The 1,774-nt window shown below is 69.6% G+C and carries 3 protein-coding genes; 2 read left to right on the forward strand and 1 reads right to left on the reverse strand.

Annotated features, from left to right (window positions below; genetic code table 11):
• Positions 1 to 22 precede the first annotated feature (22 nt).
• Positions 23 to 1,243, reverse strand: a complete 1,221-nt coding sequence (locus tag ACQKM2_RS40820) for an XRE family transcriptional regulator (RefSeq protein WP_427719271.1) — start codon at positions 1,241 to 1,243, stop codon at positions 23 to 25.
• 155 nt (positions 1,244 to 1,398) lie between these two features.
• Here ACQKM2_RS40820 and ACQKM2_RS40825 point away from each other — a divergent pair, with 155 nt between their 5' ends.
• Together ACQKM2_RS40825 and ACQKM2_RS40830 are read left to right on the forward strand one after the other, a co-directional pair.
• The gene (locus ACQKM2_RS40825) at positions 1,399 to 1,572 is read left to right on the forward strand and encodes a hypothetical protein (RefSeq protein WP_427719273.1); all 174 of its coding nucleotides are present in this window, start codon (positions 1,399 to 1,401) and stop codon (positions 1,570 to 1,572) included.
• Positions 1,565 to 1,774: hypothetical protein (locus ACQKM2_RS40830; protein WP_427719275.1), on the forward strand; the 210-nt coding region annotated here is incomplete at its 3' end. The genes ACQKM2_RS40825 and ACQKM2_RS40830, both read left to right, overlap by 8 nt.

Here is a 1,774-nt window from a genome sequence, read left to right on the forward strand (position 1 = left end):
ATAGCCGCACCAGAGGACGAGGTCAGTCGAGCTGGGCGAGCATGCCCACCAGCGTCCGGCCTTCCCGGGCCCCTCTGCGCAGCAGGACGGCGCCCACCTTGTGCAGCTCGGCCCACGCGTGCGGGCGGCCGACCTCCGAGGCGTCGTGGATCACACCCAGGGCCTCGGTCAGGGCGGCCTCGGCCTCTCCGGCGCCCGCGTACGCGTGGGCGAGGCAGGATCCGTACCAGGCCCGGTCCCGGCGGAATGACGGGGCGAAGCCGGCAAGCCCCGAAGTCAGGTTCCCGACCGCACCGTCCCAGTCCTTCAGGTGCAGGTCGGCCATGCCGCGCTGGGCCCCGAACCAGGACTCGCCGTAGAAGTAGAGCCACGGAGGCGCGTCGACGGCACCGGCGATGATCCGCTGCGCCTCGTCCAGTCGGGAGTACGCCTCGTCGCGCTCACCCTCCAGCGCGTACCCCCGCCCCGCCATCTGCACCGCCATGGCACGGGTGGCCTCGCTCGCCCCCGAGAGGGAAGCAGCAGCCTCACCCAGACGCACACACCGACGGCCGCTGCCTCCCGACCACGCCAGGTGCGCCTTCATGCTCAGGGTGGTGGCCGCCAGGTCGCCGTAGCCGGCCTCCAATGCCCAGTCGTAGGACCGGTCGAACCACCCGAGTGCCACGGGGGCTTTGTCCTGGTCCTGCGCCATCCACGCCAGGAACTGGGCGTACTCGGCCAGCAACCTCACCACCCGGTCGGCCAGGGCCCCCCGAGCCTGTCCGTACAGCCCGGCCACTTCTCTGAACTGCGCCAGAACCAGCGGTGCGACGGTGCGCGACCCCACCGTGTCCTCGGCGCGCCGATGGGCGGCCAACAAGGCGTCCATCGCATCGACAGAAGCGGCATCCAGTCGCATCCCACCCTGTCTCACCCCGGCCAAGCGCTCGCCGTCGGCCTCCGACACCACTCCGGGCAGCACGAGCGAGGGAAGCGGCAGATCCTCGTACCGGGCACCGAGCAGTTCCAGGGGCACGTCGAGCCCGTCGATGATGCGCTGCCGTACCTCGGCCGAGGTCACCGCGCGCCGCCGGTTCTCGATGGCGGACACATCGGGTTGGGCCAGCCCCACGAGGGCACCGAGCCGACTCTGGCTGCTCCGCGTCAGCTTCCGCCACGTCCCCAACAGGGCAGCCCAGTCCTCAGCGGCTGCGGCCGCCCGTAATTCGGGGTGCATCCACACATCCAACTCGGGCTCCATGCCGGAAATATAGGGCGGTCCTATAGGACGCGGCAGTGGTTCGGCCTGGGCGCCACCCGACATGGTGGGTCACGCCTGGGCGGCCGCCGGGTTCGAATGGGAGCGCTGCGAAGAGTCCCGCTCCACCACTCATTGACGAGGGCAGGGAGTAACCCGTGACCAGCCGCATCAAACACAGCACCACGCGCGACGTACCCAGTACCGACGGTCTTGACGGCCCCTCGGGGAAGGCACCCTTCCTGATCGAGCCCAGCGCCGATCTGCTGGACCGGGCCCACAGCGGCTGGACGCGTTTCCTGAGCAGCTTCCCAGAGGTGCCGGGTGAGTGAGCAGTATGAATACGTGCCCCACCGGCTCCTGCGCCGCCGCGTCCGCGACATTGCCTCCGGCGTCGAAGGCGAACTGATGGCTGTGATCAACGAGAACGTCTCCGACACCCTCACCGAGCACTGGACGGAACTCGCCTACATCCGCGATTCCTCCGGCCGTGAATTCACCACTGCCGCTACCAACGTCGAACCCGTCGACGAC

It is taken from the genome of Streptomyces sp. NPDC004126 (assembly GCF_050275515.1).
Lineage (GTDB): Bacteria > Actinomycetota > Actinomycetes > Streptomycetales > Streptomycetaceae > Streptomyces.